Origin of the sequence: Stappia sp. WLB 29 (assembly GCF_023507705.1) — a bacterium.
In the GTDB taxonomy this organism is placed as follows: domain Bacteria; phylum Pseudomonadota; class Alphaproteobacteria; order Rhizobiales; family Stappiaceae; genus Stappia.
Genome location: NZ_JALBGD010000007.1, coordinates 40,460 through 66,779 on the forward strand (window position 1 = coordinate 40,460; position 26,320 = coordinate 66,779).

Here is a 26,320-nt window from a genome sequence, read left to right on the forward strand (position 1 = left end):
TGAGATCACCGGTGAGGGAAGGTATCACAGGGCGCCTGACGAAAGGTTCATGTTGGACGGGCGGCGCTGCGCGCCCCTGCCCCGTCCGCAGGACCCGTTGCGAGGAGACGCTGATGCGAGGAGACGCCAGATGAATAAGGTATACCCCAACGCGGCCGCCGCGCTTGAGGGACTGACGTTTGACGGCATGACCGTGATGGCCGGCGGATTCGGTCTTTGCGGCATTCCGGAGAACCTGATCGCGGCGCTGCGCGACAGCGGTACGAAGAACATCACGGCGATTTCCAACAATGCCGGTGTCGACGATTTCGGCCTCGGCCTGCTGCTGCAGACGCGCCAGATCAGCAAAATGATCTCCTCGTATGTCGGCGAGAATGCTACCTTCGAGCGTCAGTACCTCAACGGCGAGCTGGAACTGGAGTTCAACCCGCAGGGCACGCTGGCCGAGCGCATCCGCGCCGGCGGCGCCGGCATTCCGGGCTTCTACACCAAGACCGGCGTCGGCACGCTGATCGCGGAAGGCAAGGAGCACAAGGACTTCAACGGCGAGACCTACATCATGGAGACCGGACTGGTCGCCGATGTGTCGCTGGTGAAGGCCTGGAAGGCCGATCCGGAAGGCAACCTGATCTACCGGAAGACCGCCCGCAACTTCAATCCGATGATGGCGACCGCCGGCAAGACGACCCTTGTCGAGGTGGAGGAGATCGTCGGGCTCGGCGAGCTCGATCCCGACACCATCCACACGCCCGGCATCTTCGTCGACCGCATCATTCTCGGCCAGCACGAGAAGCGGATCGAGAAGCGCACCACCCGCGCCGCCTGAGGACAAGGAGAAGAACAATGGCCTGGACTCGCGACGAAATGGCCCAGCGGGCCGCGCAGGAGCTGGAGGACGGCTTCTACGTCAATCTCGGCATCGGCATCCCGACGCTGGTCTCGAACTACATTCCCGAAGGCGTTCACGTGACGCTCCAGTCGGAGAACGGCATGCTCGGCATGGGCCCGTTCCCGACCGAGAACGAGGTGGATGCGGACCTGATCAATGCCGGCAAGCAGACGATCACGGAGCTGCCGCAGACGAGCTACTTCTCGTCCGCCGACAGCTTCGGCATGATCCGCGGCGGCCATATCGACCTGTCGATCCTCGGCGCCATGGAAGTGTCCGAGAAGGGCGATCTCGCCAACTGGATGATCCCGGGTAAGATGGTCAAGGGCATGGGCGGCGCCATGGACCTGGTCGCCGGCGTCAAGCGCGTCGTCGTGATCATGGATCACACGTCGAAGTCGGGCGACCCGAAGCTGCTGCCCGAGTGCACCCTGCCGCTGACCGGCGTCAACTGCGTGCACCGGATCATCACCAACCTGGGCGTCTTCGACGTGACCGAGGACGGCCTGGTGCTGGTGGAGCTGGCCAAGGACGTGACCGCGGACGAGGTCAAGGCAAGCACCACGGCCAAGCTGACCATTCCGGCCTGACGATTTCGGTCCGGCAGGACGGTCGATCTGCAAGAACAGCGAAGGCGGACGGGACCTCCCGTCCGCCTTTTTGTTTGGGCCGGGAGTGCAGCCCGGCGACAGCATCGCAGGCGCAGGGCGTGGTGCGAATTTCGAGAAAAATTGAGACGGATTTTGCAAAATCCCGTCTCAATAATCGCCGAAGTTGCGTTCGGCCTCGCAAACTCGGCAATCTGGAGATGCAGGCCGGGCGCCCGGCCGCAGCGACTTGTCCCCGCACGGACGCCGGAGCGGATGCAAGCTTCCCCTCGACAGGGTGACGCAGCACCTTGCCCGCGTTATCCCCGCCGGGCACCCCGCTTATCCTCTCCTTGCGACAAGCATTCGATTTCGGACCGATTTCGGCAGGCGGTGCTTTCCGCACCATCGGCAGAAAGACGATTCGGTAAACGTTTCCTTCACCGATGGAGGACAATGGTCGAAGTCCCTGGGAGAGAGTCGGGTCAGGCGAGATGGGACAAGTTCTGCTTGTAGAGGATGCCTCGTTCTTCGAACGGGTCATTCGCCGTCAGTTGAGCGAGCTGCATGGGCTCGAGGTCGTTTCCGCGACGACGCGTGCGGAGGCCGAGGCCCTGCTGGCGCGCCCGGACTTCAAACCGGAGGTGGCGCTGGTCGACCTGACGCTGCCGGACGCACCCGACGGCGAGATCGTCGACGTGACGCTGAACGCACAGCTGCCGACCATCGTGTTTTCCGGCCGCTTCGACGAGAGGCTGCGGCACACGCTGCTGAACAAGGGCGTCGTCGACTACATCCTGAAGGACAGCCCGGCGAGCCTGACCTACCTGACGACGCTGGTGCAGCGCGTCCATGCCAACCGGCATATCGACGCGCTGGTGGTCGACGACAGCCGGGTCGACACGGAGGTGATCGCCCGGCGCCTGGCGCTCTACCAGCTGCGGGTGCATACGGCCACCGATCACCAGACCGCCATCGACATGCTCGACACGTTCGAGAACCTGCGGCTGGTCGTGCTGGACTACGTGATGCCGCGGGTCGACGGCTTCGAGGTGCTGCGGGCGGTGCGCGGGCGCTTCACCATGAACGAGCTGGCGGTGATCGGCCTGTCGGGCAAGGCCGGCCCGGAGGTGATCGCCCGCTTCCTGAAATCGGGCGCCAACGACTTCCTGCCGAAGTCCTGCACGCCGGAAGAATTCATGCTGCGGATCTCGCAGAACCTCGACATGCTGGACCGGATCCAGACCCTGTCGAGCATGGCGCACGGCGATGCCTTGAGCGGGCTGTCGAACCGCCGGCACCTGTTCGCCGAAGGCAACGCGATGTTCGAACGCGCCCGGCGCGCCGGCGAGGACGTGACCGTGGCGGCCATCGACATCGACACGTTCAAGTCGGTCAACGACCGGTTCGGCCACGAGCAGGGCGACGAGCTGATCCGCCTGTTCGGCATGCTGCTGCGCGAGCACTGCCCGCAGCGCGCCTTCCCGGCGCGCCTCGGCGGCGACGAGTTCTGCGTGCTGCTGCCGGGCCTCGCCCCGGCGGAGGGCGTTGCCTTCATCGACAAGGTGCGCAAGGGGCTCGCCGAGTTGACCGGACGCGAGGGGCCGCTGCGCTCGCTCGGCAACGTCACGATCAGCGTCGGCCTGTCGAACGGCAACGAGGCGAACATGCAGTCGGCCATGCGCATCGCCGACATGCGGCTCTACGAGGCCAAGCATGGCGGGCGCAACCGCACGGTCGCGTCCTGACCTCCTGATCCCGTACCACGCCGGCCGGCGGCTCAGCGGCCGCCGAGCGCCTTGTAGATGCGCTGCCCCGGACGCCCCGTGACCGGCAGGCCGAGCCGCGCCTCCGCCTTGCTGATGCCGGCGCGGGTCGCCGCACCCACCCGCCCGTCGGCCTCGCCGATGTCGTAGCCGGCGCGCAGCAGCAGCTTTTGCAGTTCCAGCCGTTCCTTGCGCGACAGGCCGGGATCGGCGGTCGGCCAGGCGACCTGGAACGGTCCGGCGCCGCGCAGCCGGTCGGCGAGATGCGAGATCGCCAGCGCGTAGCTTTCCGCGACATTGTAGGTGTAGATCGCGTCGAAATTGCTGAAGACGAGGAAGGCGGGACCTTCCGCGCCGGCAGGCAGCAGCAGGCCGGCCCTGGCCGAGCCGGTCAGCTCGGCGCCATCGAGATGGCGGATGCCGCGCTTGCCCCACTCCGTGACCGAGACCTTGGACTTGCGGCCCGAGGGACCGCGATAGCCGGCCGGCACCTTGACCTCGTAGCCCCAGGGCATGCCGGTGACCCAGCCCGCGTTCTTGAGGTAATTGGCCGTGGAGGCGAGCGCGTCCGGCACCGAATTGACCAGGTCCTTGCGCCCGTCGCCGTCGAAATCGACGGCAAGGCGGCGATAGGTGGAGGGCATGAACTGGGTCTGGCCGAAGGCGCCGGCCCAGGAGCCCTGGAGATCGGCGAGGCGCACGTCGCCGCGGTCGACGATCTTGAGGATCTCGATCAGCTCGGAGCGGAAATACTTGGCCCTCCGGCCCGAGCAGCCGACATTGGCCAGCGCATGAGGAACGTGAAAGTCGCCGCGGAACTGGCCGTAATCGCTCTCCACGCCCCAGACGGCGACGACGATGTGGCGGTCGATGCCGTAGGTCTTCTCGACCTGGGCGAGCACACGGGCATGGCGCGACAGCATCTTGCGGCCATCGGCGATGCGCTCGGCATCGACGAGGAAGGCGAGGTAGTCCCAGATCGGGGTCTTGTATTCCGGCTGGCTGGTGGAGAAGCGCACCGCCTTTTCGTCATAGGCGACATCGGCAAGCGCGGCATCCACCGTGCGCTGGCTGACGCCGGCCTTCACGGCCTGGGCCCGCATCTGCGGCAGGCAGCTTTCCAACGAGGCGGCGGCGGGCACGGCACTGAGCGGCAGCGAAAGGGCGGCCAGCGCCAGCGCCGCGCCGCGCGCCTTTGCGAGCCCGGCCCGAGCGTACACTCGTCCTGCAATCGACCCCAGCCCGATCCGCCGCATTCTTCACTCCCGCCGCCCGAAGAAGACGGCATCAATGAGGCCGCGACATCTTGTCAGCAGGATGGCGGAGACCTCAGACTTTCAGCGAGAGCTTGCCGAAATTTTCGCCGGTGTAGAGCAGGTTCAGCACCTGCGGGAAGGCGTCCACCCCACCCTCGCGCACGTCCTCGCGGAACTTCAGCCGCCCTTGCGAGACCCATTGCGACAGATCGGCAAGGGCGATGGGGTTCTCGCGGGCGAAGTCGAAGACGATGAAGCCCTGCATCCGCAGTCGCTGGGTCAGCAGGAAGCGCAGGTTGGCGGGGCCGGGCTGCGGCGTCGTCGCGTTGTAGGCCGAGATCAGGCCGCAAACGGCGATGCGCCCGAACGGGTTCATCCGCGCCAGCACCGCGTCGAGGATCTCGCCGCCGACATTCTCGAAATTGACGTCGATGCCGTCGGGACAGGCGGCGGCAAGGTCGGCGGCGAGATTGCCGGCCTTGTAGTCGACGGCCGCGTCGAAGCCGTCTTCCTCGACGAGGGCCCGGCACTTGGCCGGCCCGCCGGCGATGCCGACGGCGCGGCAGCCCTTGATCCTGGCGATCTGGCCGACGATGGAGCCGACCGCGCCGGAAGCGGCGGAGACGACCACCGTGTCGCCTTCCCTGGCCTCGGCAACGCGCAACAGGCCGAAATAGGCGGTGAGGCCCGGCATGCCGAGGCCGCCGATCCAGCTCTGCAGCGGCGCGATGGAGGTGTCGGCGCGCTGTACGCCCTTGCCGTCCGACACGGCATGGCTCTGCACGCCGAAGAGGCCGACGACGGCCTCGCCGTCCTGGAAGTCGGGATGGCGCGAGGCCTCGACGATGCCGGCGGAAAACGAGCGCATGACATCGCCGAGCCCGACCGGCGCCACATAGGACTTGCCGTCATTGACCCAGCCGCGCATGGCCGGATCCAGCGAGACGTGGCTGATGCGGACGCGGAACTCGCCCTCGCCCGGTTCCGGCAGCGGCTCGTCGCGGATCTCGAAACAATCCGGCGTGACAAGGCCCGGGGCCGGACGCTTGACCAGACGCACGACACGGTTCATCGGCATGGCGGTCCCTTTTCGCGTGTTGGAGATACGATGGCGGCAAGGCTACGAGAAAAGCTCGGGCGCGCGCAACATCAAGGCCTGAACGAGAATCAGGGTCTTGGCGTCGGAGAGGCTGCCCTCCTGCACCGCTTCGCCGAGACGGGCGATGGGCCATTCCATCACCTCGATCTCCTCGCCCTCCTCGGCAAGGCCGCCGCCGCCGGAGACGACATCGCCGGCGCCGTAGCGGGCAAGGTAAAGACTGAGCCGTTCGGTGGAGGAACCGGGCGAGGGATAGATGTCGCCGACATGTTCGAGCTCGCCGACCTTGACGCCGACTTCCTCGGCGGCCTCGCGGCGGGCGGCATCGACGGCGATCTCGCCCTCGTCGATATAGCCGGCCGGCGCTTCCTCCAGGTACCCGTCATGGTCGCCGCGGGCGAACAGCGGCACGCGGAGCTGGCGGGCGAGCAAGGCGACCCGCCGCACCGGATCGTAGGGAAGAACGGCGACCACATCGCGCCGTGCCTGAAACTCGCGCGAAATCTCGATATTGCCGCCGGAGGCCAGCGGCTGTTCGACAACCATCTCCCGGTAGGTGCCGAAGCCCTCGTAGAGGCTGCGCTCGGAGACGATGCGCACAGCCTTCTGCCCTTCCCGTTCGGACGGGTCCTGCCTGTCTTCTTCTTGCATAAACACTCCCGATGCACCGCAACGCGGCGTCTCACTCATGTCAGCCGAAGACGATGGGCGCAAGGGGGGCGAAAATCGTCAGCCGACGAAGGCCCGCTCGATGACGAACTCGGCCGGCCGGTTGTTGGCGCCCTCCGTGAGGCCTGCCGCCTCGAGCAGCGCCTTGGTGTCCTTGAGCATCGCCATGGAGCCGCAGATCATCGCCCGGTCGGTGGCCGGATCGAGCGGCGGCACGCCGAGCGCGCGGAACAGATCGCCGTTCTCGATCAATGTGGTGATGCGGCCGGTATGCGCGTGCGGCTCGCGGGTCGTGGAGGTGAACAGGCGCAGCTGGCTGGCGGCGAGCTCGCCGATCAGCGGATCCTCGCGGGTGGCGGCGACCGTCTGCTGCGAATAGGCGAGTTCGGCCACGAAACGGCACGAGTGGGTGACGATCACCTCCTCGAACTTCTCGTAGGTCTCCGGGTCGCGGATCAGGCTGGCAAAGGGCGCAAAGCCGGTGCCGGTGGAGAACATGTAGAGGCGCTTGCCGGCGATCAGCGCGTCGTTGACGAGCGTGCCGGTCGGCTTCTTCTTCATCAGGACCTTGTCGCCGACCTTGATCTTCTGCAGATGCTGGGTCAGCGGGCCGTCGGGAACCTTGATCGAGAAGAATTCCAGCTCCTCGTCCCAGGACGGAGAAGCGATGGAATAGGCACGGAAGACCGGCTTTTCGCCGACCATCAGCCCGATCATCACGAACTCGCCGGAGCGGAAGCGGAAGCTCGCCGGGCGCGTCATGCGGAAGCGGAACAGATCGTCCGTGTAGTGCTGAACCTCGGTCACCGTCTCGGCAGTGGCGCCTGCAGGGACGGCGTCGGCGAGATCGCCGGCAAGATTGACCACATTCATGCGTTGCATCCTCACTACATGTCGAACAATACGTGTATCCGAACGGCCGGCGGCAGCATAGCCAAGAGCCGCGCCGCAGACATCAGGAAAGCTGCGCATCCGCCGGGCGCCGGGCCCAGGAACGCGCGCCGGCAGGCACCTCGCCCGCCCGTTCCGCAGGCTGGAGGTATAGTGGCACGTCGACGTCGTGACCAGCCTCCAGCGCCCGGATCGTCGGCTCGTTGACCACGGCGAAGGCGTCGAAGCCGACCCGCCGCATCAACGGGATCTGGTCGAGCAGCACATCGCCGCTCGCCCGGACCTCGCCGGCAAAGCCGTAGCGCTGGCGCAGCAGGCGGGCGGTCGAGTAGCCGCGCCCGTCCGAGAACTTGGCGAAGTCGACCACCACCAGCTCCAGCGCGGCGAGATGGCCGGCAAGGCTTGCCGGATCGTCGCCCGCCTTGACCAGCGGCGCAAGCCTGAGGCCCTGCGGCAGATCGGCCGCCTGCTCCAGGAAGCGGGCGAGCGGCACGACGAAGGCGCCTTGCGCGGGCAGCTCCGCCTCGTCGTCCAGATGGGTCCACTCGTCGGCGACGAAGCCGCCGGCACGGTAAAGTCTTGCCGTCATGGTCAGATCCCGGCTCCCTGTTCGTTCTCCATCGGCAGAGCCAGATGAATGCCGCATTCGGTCTTGTCGCGCCCGCGCCAGCGGCCGGCGCGCGGGTCCTCGCCCTCCGCCACCGGGCTGGTGCAGGGCATGCAGCCGATGGAGGGGTAGCCCCTGGCGACCAGCGGGTGGCTGGGCAGGTCCTGCGCCTGCGCATAGGCGCGCAGGTCCGACGGGTCCCAGTCGGCCAGCGGATTGACCTTGATGCGCTCGCCGTCGGCCTCGAAGACCGGGATGTCGGACCGGGTGCTCGCCTGGAAGCGCTTGCGCCCGGAAATCCAGGCATCGAAGCCCTTGAGCGCGCGCGCCAGCGGGCGGACCTTGCGGATCTCGCAGCAGGCGTCGGTGTCGCTCATCCACAGCATGCCGGCCGGGTCGACGGCCTCGAGATCCGCCGGATCGGGCGCGAGGGTGCGCACGTCCGAAAGACCGAACTGCTCGACCAGAAGGTCGCGGTAGCGCAGCGTGTCCGGGAACAACTTGCCGGTGTCGATGAACAGCACGGGAATGGTCCGGTCGACGCGCGAGACGAGATGCAGCAGCACCGCCGCTTCCGCGCCGAAGGAGGACACCATCGCCAACCGGTCGCCGAAGCGCCCGCGCGCGGCCGCGATCACCGCCTCCGCGGAGGCCGAGACGAAGCGCTCGGCGAGCCAGGCCGCATCGAGGGCGGGCGTCGGCGGGTCCTGCCGGACCGCATAGGCCTCACGCAGTGCCATAGAGCGCCTCCTTGAACGGTTGATCGCCGACACGGCGATAGGCGGCGAGGAAATCTTCCTGCGGGGTCTCGCGCAGGCCGACATAGGTGTCGACGACCTTTTCGATCGCATCGACCACCTCGTCGTAGGAGAAGCCGCGGCCGATGATCTCGCCGACCGACGTGTTCTCGTCCGCCGAGCCGCCGAGGGTGATCTGGTAGTATTCCTCGCCCTTCTTCTCGACACCGAGAATGCCGATATGGCCGACATGGTGATGGCCGCAGGCATTGATGCAGCCGGAGATCTTGATCTTGAGATCGCCGATCTCGCGCTGACGCTCGGGCGAGGCGAAGCGCTCGGAAATGCGCTGCGCGACCGGGATCGAGCGGGCGGTGGCGAGGGCGCAATAGTCGAGCCCCGGGCAGGCGATGATGTCCGTCACCAGGCCGGCATTGGCCTCGGCGAGCCCCGCCTCGGCGAGCGCGGCGTGGATCGCCGGGATGTCGCGGCGGCGCACATGCGGCAGCACCAGGTTCTGCTCGTGGCTGACGCGGATCTCGTCATGGCCGTAGCGCTCGGCAAGGTCGGCGACGACCTCCATCTGCTCCGCCGTGGCATCGCCCGGCGCCTTGCCGATGGGCTTGAGCGAAATGGTGAGGCTGGCATAGCCGGGCGCGCGGTGCGGATGGACGTTGCGCGCGGCAAAGGCCTCCAGCTGCGGATCGGCGGCAATCGCCGCCTCCAGCACCGCCTCGTCCCCGACCGCGACATCGAAGGCCGGCGGCGCGAAATAGGCGGTGATGCGCTCGATCTCCGAGGCCGGCAGCGTCAGGACGCCGTCGCGGATCTCGGCGAACTCGGCCTCGATATCGGCCTTCAGCTCCTCGAGGCCGGTCTCGTGGACGAGGATCTTGATGCGGGCCTTGTACTTGTTGTCGCGGCGGCCGTAGCGGTTGTAGACGCGCAGGATCGCCTCGCTGTAGGCGAGCAGGTCCGCCTCGGGCAGGAACTCGCGCACCAGCCGGCCGACCATCGGGGTCCGCCCCAGGCCGCCGCCGACGAAGACGCGGAAGCCGACATTGCCGTCCGCGTCGCGCACCGCCTGCAGGCCGATATCGTGCACCTGCACCGCCGCCCGGTCGTGCGGGGCGCCGGTGACCGCGATCTTGAATTTGCGCGGCAGATACGAGAACTCCGGATGCAGCGACGACCACTGGCGCAGGATCTCCGCATAGGGCCGCGGGTCGAGGATCTCGTCGGCGGCAGCGCCCGAGAAATGGTCGGCCGTGACATTGCGGATGCAGTTGCCCGAGGTCTGGATCGCGTGCATCTCGACTTCCGCGAGCTGCGAAAGAATGTCGGGAATGTCCTTCAGCCGCGGCCAGTTGAACTGGATGTTCTGCCGCGTGGTGAAATGGCCGTAGCCGCGGTCGTAGGTGCGCGCGACATGGGCGAGGCGCCGCATCTGGCGGGCATTCAGCGTGCCGTAGGGAATGGCGATGCGCAGCATGTAGGCATGGAGCTGCAGATAGACGCCGTTCATCAGCCGCAGCGGCTTGAACTGGTCTTCCGTCAGGTCGCCGGCAAGGCGGCGCTGCACCTGGTCGCGGAACTGGTCCACGCGGGCGGACACGAAATGCGCATCGAACTCGTCATAGCGGTACATGCTTGCAACTCCTGGAACGGCGGATCGCGTGTCGCGTCCCGGTTCTGGGTACTCAATGGGTAGCGTGTCGCGGCCGGATCAGGCCGCCGACACCTCGCGCCGGGCCTGCTTGCCGAGGTCGAGGCGCACGGTCGGCCCCTTGGCACGGATCTTCTCGCGGAAGCGGACGGGCTGAATCTCGCCGTCCTCGCGCGTCAGATCGATGAGATAGGGCTCGACGATCAACCGGGCCGCCTCGGCCTCGGCGCCGGCCGCTTCCGCCTCGGCCACGGCCTCCGGCGTTTCCAGCAGCCATGCGCCGGCCAGGGTCTCGACCCAGGTGCCGGAGCGGCCGAGCCACACCACTTCGCCATCGATCAGTCGGTTGGCTGTCAAAGCCTTCATGCAATCGCTCCTTCGAACGGGGCTATGCGGCGACCACGGCCCTTTCGGCGGGCGCGACGCGCAGGGGCTGGCTGTTTGCGAGGTCGCCATGGCCGACGGCCTCGCCGATGATGATCAGGGTCGGGCCGTCGATCTCGTGGCGGCCCTGAAGCGCCGGCAGATCGGCGAGCGTGCCGGCGAAAAAGCGCTCGTTGCGCTGCGCCGCGTTCTCCACCACCGCGACCGGGGTGGCCGGCGACAGGCCCGCGCCGAGCAGCCGGTCGGCGACGCGGGAAGCGACCGTGCGGCCCATATAGACGGCGACGGTCGCGCCCTGCAGCGCCATCGTGCCCCAGGACGGCAGCGTCTCGCCGTCGCGGTCGTGACCGGTGGCGAAGACGAGGTCGGAGGCGACGCCGCGCAGGGTCAGCGGAATGCGGGTGCCGGCGGCGGCGGCAAGGGCGGCCGTCACGCCCGGCACCACGTCATGGGCGATGCCGGCGGCGCGCAGGGCGGCGATCTCCTCGCCGGCGCGGCCGAAGACCAGCGGATCGCCCGCCTTCAGCCGCACGACGCGGCGGCCGTGCGAGGCCTCGCGCACCAGGATCGCGTTGATCTCGTCCTGCGACACCGAATGGCGGCCCTTGCGCTTGCCGACGGAAATCCGCTCCGCATCGCGCCGGCCCATGGCGACGACCGCCTCCGGCACCAGGGCGTCGTGGACGATGACGTCGGCCTCCTGCAGCAGGCGCTGCGCGCGAAGGGTCAGGAGGTCCTCGGCGCCGGGACCGGCGCCGACCAGCCAGACGAAGCCGGCTTCCTGGTTGCGGGTGTTGAGCAGGCGCTGCGCCTCGTTGCGGGCCGCATCGGGGCGCCCGGCCTGCAGCTGGGCAGCGACCGGGCCGGAGAAGAAGCGCGCCCAGAAGCGGCGGCGCTCGACACCGCTGGAAATCACGCGCACGACCGTCTCGCGGAAGCTCTCGGCAAGGCGGGCGAGATCGCCGGTCTCGCGCGGCAGCATCGCCTCGATGCGCGCGCGGATGTGGCGGGCGAGGACCGGGCCGACGCCGGTGGAGGTGATGGCGACGGCGACCGGCGCGCGGTTGACCAGGGCGCCGACATAGAAGTCGCAGATCTCCGGCCGGTCGACCGCGTTGGCCGGAATGCCGAGCGCGCGCGCGGCGGCAACGACGGAGGTGTCCTCCGCCTCCTCGCCGCTGGCGGCGAAGACCAGGACGGCGCCCTTGAGCTGCGCCGGATCGAAGGCTTCGGCGACGATGGCGCCGCCGGCGCGGGCGACGGCGTCCCGCAGGACATCCTCGGCCTGCGGCGCGACAACGACGATGTCGGCGAGCGTTTCGGCAAGAAGCCGGACCTTGGCGGCCGCCTCGTCGCCGCCGCCGACCACGACGACGCGCTTGCCCTCGACCTTGTGAAAGGCCGGGAAGACGGCGAGCTTGCGATCCGTTGCCTTTGCTTGGCGAGCCATCTGGCGCGATCTCCCAACGATCTCTGGGCGGTCTTGAGACAGCCCTAGAGATAAAGCCTCGGACCCGCTTGCGCCGGGCATGGCATTTCAATCGAGGGAAGCGGCAGGGAAAAATCATACTACGGATCGGCCTTCCGACGGTTTTGCCGCCAGGCAGGACCGAAATGCTTGCCGGAAGCCGGCACGATTTTGCCGGTGCAAGACGAAAAGACGTCCTGCCTCGCGACTACAACCCATGAGGGAGGTTTTCCGCGCGCGGAATTCAGAACCATAGTCTTTGGCGCGCGCTGGCGAGCCTTTGCAACCGTCTTACCATAATTTCAAAAAATCAACTGATCTTGTTCAACATCAGCGAGACTTCAGGTGTTTTCTTTTTGATTTTTGCTCCTTATCCATGATTCTGCTTTCTTCGGAAAATCAGATTGGGGGGTGTTACTGTACCTCCGACAAGGAAGACTCTTGGTTGATTCCCACTGTCAAGCAACTAATACTGGTCTCCCCAGAAGCGTTTCAGACATATCGATATCGAGTGAAAACCCGTGGTAAAAGCTATTTTCTTTGATGTATTGGGCACCATTGTCGATTGGAACAGGGGGCTATCCAGCGGTTTCGACCGCGCCTTCGCAAAAAGCGGCAAGGACATTTCGGCAAGCACCCTGGCGAGTGCGTGGTACAAGGACTATCGCGCGCGGTTCACCTCCAGCACGGGAGCCGTTTACGCTCAGGACCAACTGGCCGAAAGCCTGTCCCACGTACTGGAAGAGGCAGGCCTGGAGGCCCCGGTGGGAAGCCGGGAGCAGGAATTGCTCCTGGCCTGCTGGCAACGCTTTCCCGCCTGGCCGGACAGCGTGCCGGGCTTGCGCGCGCTGCGCCGCGAATATGTCATCGCATCCTGCACCGACCTGCCGACCGCGCCGATGACCTGGCTCGCCAAGCATGCGGGCCTGCCATGGGATCTCGTGCTCGGATCGGACCTGCTGGACGGGCGGGCGCACGACGGCAGCCTGTTTCTCAAGGCCGCGGCGACGCTGGACTTGCAGCCGTCCGAGGTGATGTATGCCTCCGCCCACAATGCGGACCTGGCCGCCGCCCGAGCTGCGGGGCTGAAGACCGCCTTCTTCGCAAGGCCGAAGGAGTTCGGGCCCGAGCAGCGCAACGACCTTGCCCCGCGGGACAGCTGGGACATCGTCGCCTTCGACCTTCTGGACCTGGCCCGCTACATGGAATCGGCCGTCTACTGACGCCGATACCAAGGGTCGCAGACAAAACAACGGCGCGGGAGCCGAGCCCCCGCGCCTCTATTTCATATGGCGCAGCATCAGCGCAGCGGCTGCAGCACCGAAACGTAGTTGGCGACCGCGGCGCCGCCCATGTTGAAGACGCCGCCGAGCTCGGCATTCTTCACCTGGATGTCGCCGGCCGTGCCGGTCAGCTGCATCGACGACAGCACATGCATGGAGACGCCGGTGGCGCCGATCGGGTGGCCCTTGGCCTTCAGTCCGCCGGACGGATTGACCGGCAGGCGGCCGTCCATCTGGGTCCAGCCCTCGAGAATGGCGCGATGCCCCTCGCCCGGCGCGGTCAGGCCCATCGCCTCGTACTCGATGAGCTCGGCGATGGTGAAGCAGTCGTGGGTCTCGACGAAGGAGAGGTCTTCGATGGACAGCCCGGCCGCCCCCAGCGCCCGGCGCCAGGCTTCGCCGCAGCCCTCGAAGGCGAGGATGTCGCGCTTCGACATGGGCAGGAAATCCTGCGCATGGGCAAGCCCGCGGAAGGCGACCGCCTTCTTGCGGCCGAGCGCCGTCTCGATGTCGGTGAGCACCAGCGCGGCGGCGCCGTCCGAGACGAGCGAGCAGTCGGTGCGCTTGAGCGGGCCGGCGACGAAGGGGTTCTTCTCGCTCTCGGCGCGGCAGAAGTCGAAGCCGAGATCCTTGCGCATCTGGGCATAGGGGTTGCCGACGCCGTTCTTGTGGTTCTTGGCGGCGATGGCGGCCAGCGCATCGGAGCGGTCGCCGTATTTCTGGAAATAGGCCTGCGCGATCTTGCCGAAGACGCCGGCAAAGCCGGCCGGCGTGTCGCCGTCCTCGGGCAGGTAGGAGGCCTTGAGCAGGTTGCGGCCGATCTCGGGCCCCGGAGTCGTGGTCATCTGCTCGACGCCGACCACCAGCACCACCCGCGCCTCGCGCGCGGCGATGGCGCGCACGCCCTGATGCACCGCGGCAGAGCCTGTAGCGCAGGCATTCTCGACGCGGGTCGCGCGCTTGAAGCGCAAAGCCGGGTCGGCCTGCAGCACCAGCGAGGCGGTGAAGTCCTGGGCCGAGAAGCCGGCGTTGAAATGGCCGAGCACGATCTCGTCGATATCGGCCGGCTCGAAGCCGGCATCGGCGATGGCATCGCGCGCCACCTGGACGATCAGGCTCTCGACCGTCTCGTCGGAATGCTTGCCAAAGGGGGTATGGGCCCAGCCGACAATTGCTGCAGTCATGACTACCTCCGCGAAATGCCCTGTCGCGGATCGCCGGCTGCGCCCATGCGGGCGGACCTGTCCGGATCCCGGGCCGTTTCTTTCGATGGAGGGGAAGATTCCACTTCGCAGGCGGGCTTGCAAGCACCTTATTTACGAAAACGTCAATCAGGCAAGATTAATAATTTACTTTCAATCACTTAAATAAAATTGCGCGACACGAGCGCCGGAGTTCCACAGCCCCTCCGGCTTGTCTGCGGCCAAAGAAAAAGGCCCGGCAGTTGCCTGCCGGGCCTCTCAATCCAATCCTTAGAGGATCAGATTAGAACGTGCGCTGGACGCGGAACACGCCGATCAGAGCGTCGTTGTTCGGCAGGAAGTCGCGGTCGCGATGACGGTACTCGAGCTCGGCACCGACCTGCAGACCGGAGACCGGACGCCACACGACGTTACCCTGGACGTTGATGTCGCGGATATCGGCCAGAGCGGCGGTCGCCTGATCGAGGTGGTTGTACGATGCGGTGACCGAGGTCGAGATCGCCGGGGTCCAGAAGTGGGTGAAGCCACCGCCGATGCCCCAAGCGGTCGACAGCTTGAGCTTGCCAGCTGCGTTGTAGGCCGCATCAGCAAAACCAGCCGTGCCGTCCCAAGCCGAGCTGACGTAGCCGATCGCGCCCTGCGAGTAGACCGCCTGCAGCGAGATGTTGTCGCCCGGAGCGATCATCGGCAGGTTGAACGTGGCGCCAGCGCCGATCGCCCAGCCGAGCTTGCTCTCGCCACCGTAGGTAGCCGGGACGTGCGCACCGTAGACGTGGTGCAGAGCACCCATGATCTGGGCCGAACCCCAACCCTGGTCGACGCGCAGGTTTGCGACGAAGTCCGGGATCTTGTTGCCACCGTAGTAGTTGATGCCAGGCGCAGCAGCGTCCCAGATCTGAGCGCGCTTGTTCGCGACTTCAGCCGACACCGAGGCCGAGAAGCCGTTGCCGAACTGAGCGGTGTACGCGAACAGGTTGGTCTCGCCGTAGTCGGTGAAGCCCTGGTCGAGCGCCGCACCCCAGTTGTTGCCGGTGTAGAACTGGAAGTACGTAGCGGTACGACCAGCAACGAAACCACCCAGCTGGATGAAGGCTTCGTCGAGGTAGAAGTCAGAGCCACCGGTGTTGTCGGTGGTCGACCAGGCCGCGACGTAGGTGCGCAGCAGGCCGTACTCGGTGTTGGTGCGGGTGTCGAAGTTCATGTACGCACGAGCACGGAACGTGGTCGAATCGTCGAGACGCGAGTCCCAATCGGAACCACCCTCGTCCAGCACGTCGTTGATACGGAACTCGACGCGAACGCCGCCGCCGATCTTCAGGCAGGTCTCGGTGCCCGGGATGTAGAAGAAGCCGGTGCCGAAAGCGTCGCAAACGCGAACGTAGTCGACCGGCTCCGGAGCCACCGGGAGATCGGCGGCCTGAGCGCCCGTGGCCGCCAGGGCGGCAGCGGAAGCGCCGAGCAGGATGCTCTTGATGTTCATTTCCTGACCTCGTCGTTATTCCCTGTGTGACCTAGCGGCCAACGGGAGATGAAGAGTTGAGCAAGCTTCCCCGCGAGCTCGATCCTTTTCTAAGCGAGGCCGTCGGCGCCTAGCAACCGGCAAATGCCCGAGAGCGGCACTCGACGGACACAGTGTGTCTTTGCGGTGACACCCCGTTAAACCTCTGTTAGCAAATGGGCGAGGTTTCCTGCGGTTCTGCCGTTTTCGGCCTTTGGCGCCGCTTTCCGGGCTTCCCGGCGATGCCGCGCCGCGAAAGCCTTGAAGCAGCCTATCCCGCCCCGTAAAGAAGGCCCGCACAGTGCATGCAGACGCTTTTTACGGCAGGGGCGTGGCCTCGATTCGCGGCAGTCAAGCGGCCCTTACGGCCGGCAACAGGGACTTGAACGGATGCAGAAGACAGCTGGCGGGCAGCCCGTCGCCGTATCGGTCTTCATCATCGCCCATGACGAGGCCGACCGCATCGGCCGCGCCATCGACAGCGTAGCGGGATTCGCCGACGAGGTCGTCGTCGTCGACAGCGGCTCCACCGACGGGACGCAGGAGATCGCGCGCGCGCATGGCGCGCGGGTCTTAGAGAATGCCTGGCCGGGCTACGGACCGCAAAAGCGCTTCGGCGAGGACCAGTGCCGCAACGACTGGATCTTCAATCTGGATGCGGACGAGGCGGCAACGCCGGTGCTGGCGCGCGAGATCGCGCAACTGGCCGCTTCCGGCGCGCTGACTGCCTCTTCTTTCTGGGAGGTGGCGATCAAGGACGTCTTCGCCCATGAGGACGGCCCGGCGCCCTGGGCCTACGGCTATATCCAGATCCGCCTCTACGACCGGCGCGCAGGCCGGTTTTCCGATTCGCCCGTGCACGACACGGTGCGTCCGCCGGCCGGCGCACGGCCGGCGCGGCTGAAAGGTGCGATGGAGCACCGCTCGATCCGCTCGGTCGCCTTCCACGTGGAGAAGATGAACCGCTACTCGACGATGCAGGCGCAGGACATGGCCGCCCGCGGACGGCGGATCGCCCGCTGGCGCATCGCCACCGAGTTCCCCCTCGCCTTCCTGAAGGCCTATGCGATCCGCCGCTATGCGCTCTATGGCTGGTGGGGGATCGTGATCTCCGTCAATTTCGCCTATACGAGGTTCCTGCGGCTTGCGAAGGCCTACGAGCAGGATCTGTGCGAGCAGGCCGACAAGCGCCGCCGGCGCTGAAGCCCGCCCTTCGGCAGACGCTTCGCAAGAGACATATAGATAAAGAGAGCCGGTACCCTCCAGATGCACAGCGTGACGATCCGCGAGATTTCCTTCCAGGTGAACGATGCGCGCCCCGGCTTCTGGCGGCAGGCGGAAAACGGCAACTGGGAAAAGCCGACCTACGACATTCTCGATGCCTGCGTCGACGAGGACACCGTCTGCCTCGACTTCGGCGCCTGGGTCGGGCCGACCGTGCTCTACGAGGCGCAGCGCGGGCGCAAGGTCATCGCCTTCGAGCCGGACCCGACCGCGGCCGACGAGCTGGAGGCCAATCTCGCGCTGAACCCGGCCTTCAAGGACAAGGTCACGGTGATCCGCAAGGCGGTGTGGACGCAAAGCGGCAGCCGCAAGATGGCCGCCAAGACCGCGCCGGGCGATTCGATGTCGTCCTTCGTGCACAAGGACGCGAGCGTGTCCTTCGATGTCGACTGCATTTCCATCGAGGAGATCGCGGCGATGATCGGGCCGAACGACAAGCTGTTCATCAAGATGGACATCGAGGGCGCGGAATACGAGGTGGCGCCGCTGCTGGCGCCGCTGCTGCAGCGCGAGCGGGTCGACTGCTACGTCTCGTTCCACCCGCGCTTTGCGGCCGGCGGACATCCGCGCTTCCACAAGACCTTCGGCATGACGCGCCGGGTGTTCGAGACCTTCCGCGGCTTCAATCTCACCCGCGTCGGGCGCAAGTCGCTGCTGCCGGCCGGCGACGTCAAGCTGCTGGCCAAGCTCGGCCTGTGGCTGTTCGAGGCCAAGCGCGGCTTCCTGTTCTCCAAGGGCCGGGCGCCGCTGCGCTGAGCGCGCGGGGGCCGAAACGGGACGCACAGAGTGAGCGAGAACGGCACGCGGGCGGTCCCGCAGGTGGTCGTCGTCGGCGCCGGGCCGGCCGGGCTGATCGCCGCCGACAGACTGTCGGCAGCGGGTCTTGCCGTGACCATCGCCGAGCGCATGCCCTCGCCGGCGCGCAAGCTGCTGATGGCCGGGCGCGGCGGGCTGAACCTCACCCATAGCGAGGAGATGCCGGCGTTCCTCACCCGCTACCGGGACGCGGAGGCGCAGCTGGCGCCGGCGATCGCGGCCTTCGATCCCGCAGCGCTCAGGGCCTGGTGCGCGGAGCTCGGCATCGAGACCTTCATCGGCTCGAGCGGGCGGGTGTTTCCGATCCAGATGAAGGCCTCGCCGCTGGTGCGGGCGCTGTTGGAGCGGCTGGCGGCGCGCGGCGTACAGCTCAACACCCGCTGGAGCTGGACAGGATTGGAGCGGAGCACGGACGCGCCCGCGCGCTGGCGCCTCTCCTTCGAGACGCCGGACCGGACAAAGGACATCGAGGCGGATGCAGTGCTGCTGGCGCTCGGCGGCGCGAGCTGGCCGCGGCTCGGCAGCGACGGCGGCTGGGTGCCGATGCTCGAACGGCACGGCGTGACGGTGACGCCGCTTGCACCGGCGAATGCGGGCGTTCTCGTCGACTGGTCGCAGCTGCTGAAGGCGCGCTTTGCCGGAACGCCGCTGAAGCGAATCGCCGCAAGCATCGGCGGCACGCGCGTTGCCGGCGAGGCGATGATCACCGCGCGCGGGCTGGAAGGCGGCGCGGTCTACGCGCTGTCGGCGGAGCTGCGGGCGGCCTTCGAGGCGAACGGAACGGCGCAGCTGGTGCTCGACCTGCGCCCGGATCTCGGCGAGGCGGATCTGGCAGTGCGGCTCGCGCGACCGCGCGGCAAGCAGTCGCTGTCCAATCACTTGCGCAAGGCCGCGGGCCTGCCGCCCGCCGCCATCGCGCTGCTGTCGGAGACGGGCGAGCGCACCAGCGATCCGCTCGAACTGGCCCGCCGCATCAAGGGGCTGGCGCTGACGGCGACGGGGTTTTCCGGCCTGGACCGGGCGATCTCCACGGCCGGCGGCATCGCCTGGGAGGAGATCGGCGCAGATTTCGGCCTCAGCAAGCTGCCGGGCATCCATGTGGCCGGCGAGATGATCGACTGGGAAGCCCCGACGGGCGGCTACCTGCTGCAGGCGTCCTTCGCCAGCGGCGTCAAGGCTGCCGACGGCATCGCCCGGGCACTGGCCGGTCGCTGACCCCTCCCCCGGCACAACGGAAAAAGGCCGGCAAAGGCCGGCCCTCTTCTGGTCCCCGGAAAGGGGGGGTCCGCCTGGAGTGACGAACTTCAGATTCGGGTGACTAGCGGCAGAACTGGTAGCGACCCGAATAGGTGCGGAAGTAGCCGGTGTCCGGATTGAACGAGCGGTACCTGGACGAGCAGTAGCGGTACCATTCGGGCGTCCACGGGGCCGGGCGGCCGTAATAGACCGGGGCCGGAGCGTAGTGCGGGGCCGGCTCGTAGTAGCGCGGCTGCGACAGGGCGGAGCCGATGACGGCACCGGCGACGAACCCGCCGGCAGCGGCCCAGCCGTTGTTGTGGTGCCAGCCCTTCTTGGCCTCGGCGCCGGTGGTGCCGGATGCCAGAACCGCACCGGCGGTCAGGGCGACTGCAAGACTCGTGACTGCGATCTTCTTGAACATGACTTCATTCCCTCTGCTTGATGCTTATTTCTCATCTTCGTGACGCCGCTTTTTCCTGCGTCCATGGTCAGAAGATAAGACAGTCTTGCCAAGACAACTGTGATCGCGATCACGAGATGGCGCATCCCGCGGGACTGCCCCTTCGGGAAGCGGCGGAGGCTTGCGCGCATCCGAATTGACATGAAACATGAATCATGCGTCATATAACGGCGGCGATACGGAGCGGCGGGCTGGAGGAGCGGCCCGCGATCCGCGCCACAGGGAGGACACCATGATCAGACATGCCACCGCGGCCGCGCTGCTCGCCGCAGCCCTTGCCGCCGCGCCCCTGGGCGCCGGGGCCAAGGCCGAGGACATCCGCATCGCCCACGTCTACGGCAAGACCGGCGCGCTGGAAGCCTATGCCAAGCAGTCGCATATCGGCTTCATGATGGGGCTGGAATACGCGACCGACGGCACGATGGAGATCGACGGCCGCAAGATCGTCGTCATCGAGAAGGACACCCAGCTGAAGCCGGATATCGGCCGCGCCGCGCTGGCCGAGGCCTATGGCGACGACGACGTGCACCTGGCCGTCGGGCCGGTGTCCTCGGGTGTCGCGCTGGCCATGCTGCCGGTCGCCGAGGAATACGGCAAGCTGCTGCTGGTCGAGCCGGCGGTGGCCGATTCCATCACCGGCGAGAACTGGAACCGCTACGTCTTCCGCACGGGGCGCAATTCCTCGCAGGACGCCATCGCCAATGCGGTCGCGCTCGGCAAGGAGGGCGTCACCATCGCAACGCTGGCGCAGGACTACGCCTTCGGCCGCGACGGCGTCGCCGCCTTCCGCGAGGCGCTGGCCGATACGGGCGCCAAGCTCGCCTTCGAGGAATACGCCCCGACCGACACCCAGGACTTCACCGCCAGCGCCCAGCGCATCTTCGACGCGATGAAGGACATCGAGGGCCGCAAGTTCCTGTTCGTGATCTGGGCCGGCGCCAACAACCCGATCGGCAAGATCAAGGCGATGGAGCCGGAGCGTTTCGGCATCGAGATCGCCACCGGCGGCAACATCCTGGCGGCGATGAAGGCCTACAAGGCGCTGCCGGGCATGGAAGGCGCCACCTATTACTACCACGACATCCCGAAGAACGCGGCGAACGACTGGCTGGTCTCCGAGCACGAGAAGCGCCACGGCTCGCCGCCGGACTTCTTCACCGCCGGCGGCATGTCGGCCGCCATCGCCGTCGTCGAGGGCATCCGCAAGGCCGGCTCGACCGACACGGAAGACCTGATCGCAGCGATGGAGGGCATGTCCTTCGAAACGCCGAAGGGCACGATGACCTTCCGCGCGGAGGATCACCAGGCGTTGCAGTCCATGTACCACTTCAAGATCCGGGTCGACCCGGAGGTCGAGTGGGGCATTCCGGAACTGGTGCGCGAGCTGAAGATCGAGGACATGAACATCCCGATCCGCAACACGCGCTGACGCTCTGGCGTGGCGAGTTTGGAACACGCGTCGTCTCGGCGGCACTCCCAAAGCGTGTTTCGAATTCCGCCACGCGAGGCGGCCCGGCCCTTTCGCCGCGGCCGGGCCGCCCGAACTTTCCGACACCGAGCCTTTCCCGCGCCCTTTCCCGGAGCCGAGCCCTCATGCGCGAACCGCCCGTTCTTGCGACCGAGGACCTGACGATCCGCTTCGGCGGCCATGTCGCGGTCGACGCGGTGACCTGCGCCTTCGAGCGCGGCACGCTGACCGCCATCGTCGGCCCCAACGGCGCCGGCAAGACCACCTATTTCAACCTCGTCTCGGGCCAGCTGAAGGCCAGCGCCGGCACAGTGCGCCTCAACGGCGAGGACATCACCCGCCTTGGCGTCGCCGACCGCTGCGAGCGCGGCATCGGCCGGGCCTTCCAGCTGACCAACCTGTTTCCCAGCCTCAGCGTGCGCGAGAACGTCCGCCTGGTGGCGCAATCGCGCGCGCGGCGCGGCTTCGACCTGTTCTCGCGGGCAAGCTCGCATGTGGAGCTGATCGAGCGGGCCGACCATGTGCTGGCCGAGGTGCGGCTTGCCGACAAGCGCGACGTCACCGTCTCCGCCCTGCCGCATGGCGACCAGCGCAAGCTGGAGGTCGCCCTGATGATCGCGCTCGGCGCGCAGGTGCTGATGTTCGACGAGCCGACCGCCGGCATGAGCGTCGACGAGGTGCCGGTGATCCTCGACCTGATCCGCGAGCTGAAGGCCGACAAGGACCGCACGATCCTCCTGGTCGAGCACAAGATGGACGTGATCCGCACGCTGGCCGACCGCATCGTCGTGCTGCACAACGGCGCGCTGGTCGCCGACGGCGAGCCCGGCGAGGTGATGCGCTCGGCCATCGTGCAGGAAGCCTATCTCGGCAAGGCACCGGATGCCGCTGCCGCAACGGAGACAGCCCATGGCTGACGCGCTGCTGACGCTGGAGGGCGTCCACACCCATATCGGCCCCTATCACATCCTGCATGAGGTGAGCTTTGCCGTGCCGCGCGGCGGGGTGACCATGCTGCTGGGGCGCAACGGTGCCGGCAAGTCGACGACGCTGCGCACCATCATGGGCCTGTGGAAGGCAAGCCGGGGCACCATCACCTTCGACGGCCGGCCGATCCAGTCGCTGGCGACACCGGACATCGCCCGTGCCGGCATTGCCTATGTGCCGGAGAACATGGGCATCTTCGCCGACCTCACGGTGGCGGAGAACATGCGCCTTGCCGCGACAAGCGGGCCGTTCGACGAGAGGCGCCTTGCCTGGATCAAGGAGCTGTTCCCGCCGATCGGCACGTTCTGGGACAAGGCCGCCGGCACGCTGTCGGGCGGACAGAAGCAGATGCTGTCGGTCGCCCGCGCGATCATCGAGCCGCGCCGCCTGATCCTGATCGACGAGCCGAGCAAGGGCCTGGCGCCGGCGATCATCGCCGCGATGACGGCAGCGCTCAAGCAACTGAAGGACACCGACACCACGATCCTCCTGGTGGAGCAGAATTTCGCCATGGCCTCGGCGCTCGGCGACACGGTGGCGGTGATGGATGACGGGCGCATCGTCCATGCGGGCGCGATGGCGGAGCTGGCCGCCGACGCGTCGCTGCAGGAGAAGCTGATGGGCCTCAGCCTGGAGGTGCACCAGTGAGCGAAACCGCGATCCGCCCCCGCCTGGTGGGGCCGACGGCGATGGAGCGGCTCGGCAAGGCGGCGCCGCTGCTGCTGGCGCCGGTGCTGGCCCTTGTCGGGCTTGTCGCCGTCGGCGATCCGTCCGTGTGGCTGACGCTGACGGTCGCCGGGCTCGCCATGGGGCTGATGATCTTCATCATGGCCTCGGGCCTCACCGTCGTCTTCGGCCTGATGGACGTGATCAATTTCGGCCATGGCGCCTTCGTCTCGGTCGGCGCCTTCGTCGGCTTCACGGTGCTGGCCTGGCTGTCCGGCTGGACGCAGAATCCGGCCGTGGTGCTGAACCTTGCCGCCGTTTTCCTGGCGATCCTCGCCTCCATGGCGGTGACCGGCGCGCTCGGACTCGCCTTCGAGCGGGTGATCGTCAAGCCGGTCTACGGCCATCACCTGAAGCAGATCCTCGTCACCATGGGCGGGCTGATCGTCGCCCAGCAGCTGATCCATGTGGTCTGGGGGCCGGATGCGATCCATGTCGCCCGCCCGCCCTCGCTGCAGGGCTCGTTCATCGTCGGCGAGGCGGCCATCGAGAAATACCGCATGCTGGCGGTGGCCATCGGGCTGGTGCTGTTCCTCGCCATGCGCCACGTGCTGCGGGCGACCAAGCTCGGCCTGCTGGTGCGCGCCGGGGTGGAGAACGGCGAGATGGTCGAGGCGCTCGGCTACCGGATCAACCGGCTGTTCCTGCTGGTGTTCATGGCTGGATCGGCGCTGGCCGGCCTCGGCGGCATCATGTGGGGCCTCTATCAGGAGACGATCACCGCGCATATGGGCTCGGAGATCATGGTGCTGGTCTTCGTCGTGGTGATCATCGGCGGGCTCGGCTCCATCGAGGGCTGCTTCATCGGCGCGCTGCTGGTCGGGCTGCTCGCCAACTACATGGCGTTCCTGGCGCCCAAGGCGGCGCTGGTCTCCACCATCGCGCTGATGGTCGCCATCCTGATGTGGCGGCCGCAGGGCCTCTATCCCGTGGTCAAGGCGAAGTAGGCGCAAGATGATCGACACCCTCCTTTCCGGCGACCGCCCGCAAAGCCGCACGCTCGCGCTGCTGCTGATCGCAATCGGCCTTTGCCTCGCCTTCGCGCCGTTCCTGTTTCCCGGCACCAAGCCGCTCGATACGGCCGCGCGCATCTGCATCTTCATCGTGCTGGTGGCGAGCTACGACCTGCTGCTCGGCTATACCGGCATCGTCTCCTTCGCCCATACGATGTTCTTCGGCATCGGCGCCTATGGCGTGGCGCTGGCGCTCGGCAGTCTCGGCGCCTCGTTCGTGGCGATCCTCGTCGGCGTGCTGGCCGGAACGGCGCTGTCCTGCGCGCTGGCGCTCGCCATCGGCCTGTTCTCATTGCGGGTGAAGGCGATCTTCTTCGCCATGGTGACGCTGGCGGTGGCCAGCGCCTTCGCCGTGCTGGTCTCGCAGCTCTCCTCGATCACCGGCGGCGAGGACGGGCTGACCTACCGGATCCCGCGCGAGCTGACGCCGGCCTTCCGCCTGACCGACCTGCGCCTCTTCGACGTGCGGATCGACGGGCGGCTGCTCGCCTATTACCTCGTCTTCCTCTGCGCGCTGGTGCTGTTCCTCGTGATGCTGCGCATCGTCAACTCGCCCTTCGGCACCACGCTGAAGGCGGTGCGCGACAATGCCTTCCGTGCCGAGGCGATCGGCTACCGGGTGGTGCTCTACCGCACCACGGCGACGGTGCTCTCCGCCGCCATGGCAAGCCTTGCCGGCGCGCTGCTCGCGATCTGGATCCGCTACACGGGACCGGCGACGACCCTGTCCATGGAGATCATGATCGACATCCTGTTGATGGTGGTGATCGGCGGCATGGGCACCATGTACGGGGCGGTGATCGGGGCGAGCCTGTTCATCCTCGCCCAGACCTATCTGCAGAGCCTGATGGCGAGCGCCGAGGCGGCAACGCGCGGCCTGCCGCTGCTGCCCGACCTGGTGGCGCCCGAACGCTGGCTGCTGTGGCTCGGCACGCTGTTCATCCTGTCGGTCTATTTCTTCCCGGACGGCATCGTCGGCCGGCTGAGGAACCGTGGATGAGGAGGCTGCATCTGCACCGGGCCGGCCGGCGGCGACCGGGCGTGCCCATCCTGATCCTGCTGCACGGCTGGTCCTGCCATGGCGGCTTCTTCGCCCCGCAGCTGGAGGAGCTGGCCGAGCTCACCGAGGTGATCGCCCCCGACCTGCCGGGCCACGGCAAGACCGGCGACCGTGTGACCCCGAGCATCGAGGCGGGCGCGGACGCGCTGGCGGCAATGATGCAGGAAGAGGATATCGCGCAAGCCGTGCTGGTCGGCTGGTCGATGGGCGCGCTCGTCGCCTGGTCGATGATCGAGCGCCACGGCAGCGGCCGGCTCGGCGCGCTGGTGGTGGAGGACATGGCGCCGCGGGTGATCAACGGGCCGGACTGGACGCTGGGCACGCTGAACGGTCTCGACGGGCCGCGCAACGCGGTGTTCCTCAAGGCCATCGAGGGCCAGTGGCCGCTGCTGGCGCCGGCAACCGCCCGGCGGAGCTTCGCCCTGGATGCGCCCCGGCAGCTCGTCGACTTCGCCGAACGGGAGATGCGCGGGGCGAACCCGCGGCTGCTCGCCGCCATGTGGCGCTCGCTGACGATCCAGGATTTCCGCCCTCTGACGCCGCGCATCCAGCTCCCCGTGGTTCTGGCGCGAGGCGCGCGCAGCCAGCTCTACGGCCTCGCTGCCGCCGAGTGGCAGGCGGCGCATCTGGCGCGCGCCCGCATAGAGACCTTCGCCCGCTCGGGCCACTCGCCGCATCTGGAGGAATCCAGCAGCTTCAACGACATGCTGGCCGGGCTGCTGCGGCGGCACGGAACCCTGCAAGGCGCCGAACCTGCGTGAGGAAGCGCAGCGGACGCTGCGGCGGTGCTTGCCGGTCTCAGGGTTTTCGCATACACTTCGCCCGGTCGGTTTTCGGACCGACCTCAGCGGGCTTGAAAATTCGAACCCGGTTAAGAAAGTTTCGGTATGCGGCGCTTCCTGGTCCAAACGACCGGTTCTGTCGAACAGAACTGCCTTTCCCGTTTCTGAATGCCACGCTCGCGCAAGCAAGCGCGCTTACTTGCGCTTAACTATCGACACGGGACAGGAGTTTTCCCATGCGCCAGACCGGCACCCTGAAGTTCTTCAACCATGATCGCGGCTTCGGCTTCGTGACCCCGGCCGAGGGCGGCAAGGACGTGTTCGTTCACATCACGGCTTTCGAGCGTTCGGGCCTCGCCGTTCCGGCCGAGGGCACCACGCTGACCTTCGTGACCGAGGAAGACCGTCGCGGTCGTGGCCTGCAGGCCGCCCAGCTCGAGCTCGCCTGAGCAGATCGGGCCGTTCCGCAAGGAACCCCAGGTT

At 67.2% G+C, this 26,320-nt stretch carries 26 protein-coding genes; 14 read left to right on the forward strand and 12 right to left on the reverse strand.

The features are described from left to right. Positions 1–130: 130 nt before the first annotated feature. From MNI96_RS14120 to MNI96_RS14130, 3 genes are all read left to right on the forward strand, one after another. Positions 131–826, forward strand: coding sequence for a CoA transferase subunit A (locus tag MNI96_RS14120; RefSeq protein ID WP_067220397.1), 696 nt, complete (start codon positions 131–133; stop codon positions 824–826). Between the two features lie 17 nt (positions 827–843). Beyond that, positions 844–1,479 (forward strand): CoA transferase subunit B, encoded by a 636-nt coding sequence (locus MNI96_RS14125; RefSeq protein ID WP_067340059.1) that lies wholly within the window; start codon positions 844–846, stop codon positions 1,477–1,479. A 491-nt stretch (positions 1,480–1,970) separates the two neighbouring features. Beyond that, the gene (locus MNI96_RS14130; RefSeq protein ID WP_249694181.1) at positions 1,971–3,224 is read left to right on the forward strand and encodes a diguanylate cyclase; all 1,254 of its coding nucleotides are present in this window, start codon (positions 1,971–1,973) and stop codon (positions 3,222–3,224) included. Between the two features lie 32 nt (positions 3,225–3,256). On the opposite strand, the gene MNI96_RS14135 is transcribed toward MNI96_RS14130, so the two are convergent. The 9 genes from MNI96_RS14135 to cysG form a co-directional block, all read right to left on the reverse strand. Further along, positions 3,257–4,498: a lytic murein transglycosylase gene (locus MNI96_RS14135; RefSeq protein WP_249694183.1), complete on the reverse strand. Its 1,242-nt coding sequence runs from the start codon at positions 4,496–4,498 to the stop codon at positions 3,257–3,259. A 73-nt stretch (positions 4,499–4,571) separates the two neighbouring features. Further along, a complete protein-coding gene (locus tag MNI96_RS14140; protein ID WP_249694185.1) occupies positions 4,572–5,576 on the reverse strand; it encodes an NADP-dependent oxidoreductase in 1,005 nt (334 codons plus the stop codon). A gap of 42 nt (positions 5,577–5,618) precedes the next feature. Then, a complete protein-coding gene (locus tag MNI96_RS14145) occupies positions 5,619–6,248 on the reverse strand; it encodes an NUDIX domain-containing protein (RefSeq protein ID WP_249694186.1) in 630 nt (209 codons plus the stop codon). 78 nt (positions 6,249–6,326) lie between these two features. Continuing rightward, positions 6,327–7,148 (reverse strand): ferredoxin--NADP reductase, encoded by an 822-nt coding sequence (locus MNI96_RS14150; protein WP_502960343.1) that lies wholly within the window; start codon positions 7,146–7,148, stop codon positions 6,327–6,329. 73 nt (positions 7,149–7,221) lie between these two features. Beyond that, positions 7,222–7,746, reverse strand: a complete 525-nt coding sequence (locus MNI96_RS14155) for a DUF934 domain-containing protein (protein ID WP_249694190.1) — start codon at positions 7,744–7,746, stop codon at positions 7,222–7,224. A gap of 2 nt (positions 7,747–7,748) precedes the next feature. Then, positions 7,749–8,504: a phosphoadenylyl-sulfate reductase gene (locus MNI96_RS14160; protein ID WP_158195003.1), complete on the reverse strand. Its 756-nt coding sequence runs from the start codon at positions 8,502–8,504 to the stop codon at positions 7,749–7,751. Then, a complete protein-coding gene (locus MNI96_RS14165; RefSeq protein WP_249694192.1) occupies positions 8,491–10,149 on the reverse strand; it encodes a nitrite/sulfite reductase in 1,659 nt (552 codons plus the stop codon). The genes MNI96_RS14160 and MNI96_RS14165 overlap by 14 nt, the downstream gene beginning before the upstream one ends. A gap of 78 nt (positions 10,150–10,227) precedes the next feature. After that, the gene (locus MNI96_RS14170) at positions 10,228–10,533 is read right to left on the reverse strand and encodes a DUF2849 domain-containing protein (protein WP_249694194.1); all 306 of its coding nucleotides are present in this window, start codon (positions 10,531–10,533) and stop codon (positions 10,228–10,230) included. Between the two features lie 22 nt (positions 10,534–10,555). Continuing rightward, entirely contained in the window at positions 10,556–12,001 is a 1,446-nt protein-coding gene (gene cysG / locus MNI96_RS14175) for a siroheme synthase CysG (protein ID WP_249694195.1), read from the reverse strand. A 539-nt stretch (positions 12,002–12,540) separates the two neighbouring features. Between cysG and MNI96_RS14180 the strand changes: the two genes are divergently transcribed. Then, positions 12,541–13,242 (forward strand): HAD family hydrolase, encoded by a 702-nt coding sequence (locus tag MNI96_RS14180; protein WP_249694196.1) that lies wholly within the window; start codon positions 12,541–12,543, stop codon positions 13,240–13,242. Positions 13,243–13,319: 77 nt separating this feature from the next. Here MNI96_RS14180 and MNI96_RS14185 read toward each other — a convergent pair whose 3' ends face one another. Both MNI96_RS14185 and MNI96_RS14190 read right to left on the reverse strand, forming a co-directional pair. Further along, positions 13,320–14,486 (reverse strand): acetyl-CoA acetyltransferase, encoded by a 1,167-nt coding sequence (locus MNI96_RS14185; RefSeq protein ID WP_249694197.1) that lies wholly within the window; start codon positions 14,484–14,486, stop codon positions 13,320–13,322. 301 nt (positions 14,487–14,787) lie between these two features. Beyond that, positions 14,788–15,984, reverse strand: coding sequence for a porin (locus tag MNI96_RS14190; RefSeq protein WP_249694198.1), 1,197 nt, complete (start codon positions 15,982–15,984; stop codon positions 14,788–14,790). Positions 15,985–16,392: 408 nt separating this feature from the next. Here MNI96_RS14190 and MNI96_RS14195 point away from each other — a divergent pair, with 408 nt between their 5' ends. From MNI96_RS14195 to MNI96_RS14205, 3 genes are all read left to right on the forward strand, one after another. Continuing rightward, a complete protein-coding gene (locus MNI96_RS14195) occupies positions 16,393–17,205 on the forward strand; it encodes a glycosyltransferase family 2 protein (protein WP_249694199.1) in 813 nt (270 codons plus the stop codon). A gap of 63 nt (positions 17,206–17,268) precedes the next feature. After that, a complete protein-coding gene (locus MNI96_RS14200; protein ID WP_249694200.1) occupies positions 17,269–18,042 on the forward strand; it encodes an FkbM family methyltransferase in 774 nt (257 codons plus the stop codon). Between the two features lie 30 nt (positions 18,043–18,072). Continuing rightward, on the forward strand, positions 18,073–19,317 hold the full coding sequence (locus MNI96_RS14205) for a BaiN/RdsA family NAD(P)/FAD-dependent oxidoreductase (RefSeq protein WP_249694201.1): 1,245 nt from the start codon (positions 18,073–18,075) through the stop codon (positions 19,315–19,317). 103 nt (positions 19,318–19,420) lie between these two features. Here MNI96_RS14205 and MNI96_RS14210 read toward each other — a convergent pair whose 3' ends face one another. Continuing rightward, the gene (locus MNI96_RS14210) at positions 19,421–19,762 is read right to left on the reverse strand and encodes a BA14K family protein (RefSeq protein ID WP_249694202.1); all 342 of its coding nucleotides are present in this window, start codon (positions 19,760–19,762) and stop codon (positions 19,421–19,423) included. A gap of 271 nt (positions 19,763–20,033) precedes the next feature. Here MNI96_RS14210 and MNI96_RS14215 point away from each other — a divergent pair, with 271 nt between their 5' ends. From MNI96_RS14215 to MNI96_RS14245, 7 genes are all read left to right on the forward strand, one after another. Further along, positions 20,034–21,230 (forward strand): substrate-binding domain-containing protein, encoded by a 1,197-nt coding sequence (locus MNI96_RS14215; RefSeq protein ID WP_249694204.1) that lies wholly within the window; start codon positions 20,034–20,036, stop codon positions 21,228–21,230. Between the two features lie 164 nt (positions 21,231–21,394). After that, positions 21,395–22,186: an ABC transporter ATP-binding protein gene (locus tag MNI96_RS14220; protein WP_249694206.1), complete on the forward strand. Its 792-nt coding sequence runs from the start codon at positions 21,395–21,397 to the stop codon at positions 22,184–22,186. Continuing rightward, a complete protein-coding gene (locus tag MNI96_RS14225) occupies positions 22,179–22,904 on the forward strand; it encodes an ABC transporter ATP-binding protein (RefSeq protein ID WP_158194989.1) in 726 nt (241 codons plus the stop codon). The genes MNI96_RS14220 and MNI96_RS14225 overlap by 8 nt, the downstream gene beginning before the upstream one ends. A gap of 41 nt (positions 22,905–22,945) precedes the next feature. Further along, positions 22,946–23,929: a branched-chain amino acid ABC transporter permease gene (locus MNI96_RS14230; protein ID WP_283776507.1), complete on the forward strand. Its 984-nt coding sequence runs from the start codon at positions 22,946–22,948 to the stop codon at positions 23,927–23,929. A gap of 7 nt (positions 23,930–23,936) precedes the next feature. Continuing rightward, a complete protein-coding gene (locus MNI96_RS14235; RefSeq protein WP_249694210.1) occupies positions 23,937–24,995 on the forward strand; it encodes a branched-chain amino acid ABC transporter permease in 1,059 nt (352 codons plus the stop codon). Next, complete coding sequence (locus tag MNI96_RS14240) at positions 24,992–25,816, forward strand: alpha/beta fold hydrolase (RefSeq protein WP_249694212.1); 825 nt, start codon at positions 24,992–24,994, stop codon at positions 25,814–25,816. The genes MNI96_RS14235 and MNI96_RS14240 overlap by 4 nt, the downstream gene beginning before the upstream one ends. Positions 25,817–26,073: 257 nt before the next feature. Next, positions 26,074–26,286 (forward strand): cold-shock protein, encoded by a 213-nt coding sequence (locus tag MNI96_RS14245; RefSeq protein WP_067220344.1) that lies wholly within the window; start codon positions 26,074–26,076, stop codon positions 26,284–26,286. The last annotated feature ends 34 nt before the right edge of the window (positions 26,287–26,320 follow it).

Coding starts and splice junctions, on each gene's coding strand:
- MNI96_RS14230 (WP_283776507.1), top strand. CDS start 22,946: ATGGAGCGGCTCGGCAAGGCGGCGCCGCTGCTGCTGGCGCCGGTGCTG.
- MNI96_RS14210 (WP_249694202.1), bottom strand. CDS start 19,762: ATGTTCAAGAAGATCGCAGTCACGAGTCTTGCAGTCGCCCTGACCGCC.
- MNI96_RS14150 (WP_502960343.1), bottom strand. CDS start 7,148: ATGCAACGCATGAATGTGGTCAATCTTGCCGGCGATCTCGCCGACGCC.
- MNI96_RS14240 (WP_249694212.1), top strand. CDS start 24,992: ATGAGGAGGCTGCATCTGCACCGGGCCGGCCGGCGGCGACCGGGCGTG.
- MNI96_RS14235 (WP_249694210.1), top strand. CDS start 23,937: ATGATCGACACCCTCCTTTCCGGCGACCGCCCGCAAAGCCGCACGCTC.
- MNI96_RS14225 (WP_158194989.1), top strand. CDS start 22,179: ATGGCTGACGCGCTGCTGACGCTGGAGGGCGTCCACACCCATATCGGC.
- MNI96_RS14160 (WP_158195003.1), bottom strand. CDS start 8,504: ATGGCACTGCGTGAGGCCTATGCGGTCCGGCAGGACCCGCCGACGCCC.
- MNI96_RS14140 (WP_249694185.1), bottom strand. CDS start 5,576: ATGCCGATGAACCGTGTCGTGCGTCTGGTCAAGCGTCCGGCCCCGGGC.
- cysG (WP_249694195.1), bottom strand. CDS start 12,001: ATGGCTCGCCAAGCAAAGGCAACGGATCGCAAGCTCGCCGTCTTCCCG.
- MNI96_RS14190 (WP_249694198.1), bottom strand. CDS start 15,984: ATGAACATCAAGAGCATCCTGCTCGGCGCTTCCGCTGCCGCCCTGGCG.
- MNI96_RS14215 (WP_249694204.1), top strand. CDS start 20,034: ATGATCAGACATGCCACCGCGGCCGCGCTGCTCGCCGCAGCCCTTGCC.
- MNI96_RS14130 (WP_249694181.1), top strand. CDS start 1,971: ATGGGACAAGTTCTGCTTGTAGAGGATGCCTCGTTCTTCGAACGGGTC.
- MNI96_RS14145 (WP_249694186.1), bottom strand. CDS start 6,248: ATGCAAGAAGAAGACAGGCAGGACCCGTCCGAACGGGAAGGGCAGAAG.
- MNI96_RS14245 (WP_067220344.1), top strand. CDS start 26,074: ATGCGCCAGACCGGCACCCTGAAGTTCTTCAACCATGATCGCGGCTTC.
- MNI96_RS14155 (WP_249694190.1), bottom strand. CDS start 7,746: ATGACGGCAAGACTTTACCGTGCCGGCGGCTTCGTCGCCGACGAGTGG.
- MNI96_RS14185 (WP_249694197.1), bottom strand. CDS start 14,486: ATGACTGCAGCAATTGTCGGCTGGGCCCATACCCCCTTTGGCAAGCAT.
- MNI96_RS14120 (WP_067220397.1), top strand. CDS start 131: ATGAATAAGGTATACCCCAACGCGGCCGCCGCGCTTGAGGGACTGACG.
- MNI96_RS14165 (WP_249694192.1), bottom strand. CDS start 10,149: ATGTACCGCTATGACGAGTTCGATGCGCATTTCGTGTCCGCCCGCGTG.
- MNI96_RS14125 (WP_067340059.1), top strand. CDS start 844: ATGGCCTGGACTCGCGACGAAATGGCCCAGCGGGCCGCGCAGGAGCTG.
- MNI96_RS14170 (WP_249694194.1), bottom strand. CDS start 10,533: ATGAAGGCTTTGACAGCCAACCGACTGATCGATGGCGAAGTGGTGTGG.
- MNI96_RS14195 (WP_249694199.1), top strand. CDS start 16,393: ATGCAGAAGACAGCTGGCGGGCAGCCCGTCGCCGTATCGGTCTTCATC.
- MNI96_RS14220 (WP_249694206.1), top strand. CDS start 21,395: ATGCGCGAACCGCCCGTTCTTGCGACCGAGGACCTGACGATCCGCTTC.
- MNI96_RS14135 (WP_249694183.1), bottom strand. CDS start 4,498: ATGCGGCGGATCGGGCTGGGGTCGATTGCAGGACGAGTGTACGCTCGG.
- MNI96_RS14200 (WP_249694200.1), top strand. CDS start 17,269: ATGCACAGCGTGACGATCCGCGAGATTTCCTTCCAGGTGAACGATGCG.